The 416-nt window shown below is 37.7% G+C and carries 1 protein-coding gene; it reads right to left on the bottom strand.

Translation table 11 applies throughout. The features are described from left to right. Nucleotides 1–81: 81 nt before the first annotated feature. Nucleotides 82–416, bottom strand: a 335-nt coding sequence (locus tag I6F37_RS41935) for a hypothetical protein (RefSeq protein ID WP_225154663.1), incomplete at its 5' end; no start/stop codon positions are given.

The raw sequence follows: 416 nt of genomic DNA, 5'->3' as shown, positions 1-416 counted from the left end.
ATTATTTTTATGTAAAAGTGTTTATTGACTTGCAGTAAAGCAAAGCAGTAACAATACAATGCTTTGATTTGAAACAGGTCGTTAGGTAATTTCTTCATAAAAGGTGAGCAGGTTTCTATGAATGTCTACTGCATGAAATTCTTTATGCCCCCAATGCTTTTCTTCGACTTTCGTATCCGGACTGTGCAATACTCCTTGCCTTTTATATTCTTCAAATAGTTCTTCAATGCCTTGTACCTGTATTCTGCAACTTGCTGTGCCCGCTATAAAAGTTTCTGCACCAGTCAAAATAGGCTTTAGTGCCAAAAACACACTCCTCCATTTCCAGGACTTATCACAGGACTGCCAGAAATGGATTTCAATATCATCCCGAACTGCAATAGCAAAAGATTCTTCCTGATGACGAATAGTAAAGC

The sequence above is a fragment of the Bradyrhizobium sp. NBAIM08 genome, from assembly GCF_020193935.1.
GTDB lineage: Bacteria > Pseudomonadota > Alphaproteobacteria > Rhizobiales > Xanthobacteraceae > Bradyrhizobium > Bradyrhizobium yuanmingense.
Note: the sequence above shows the minus strand (reverse complement) of the source record. Positions and strands in the feature narration are given on the sequence as shown.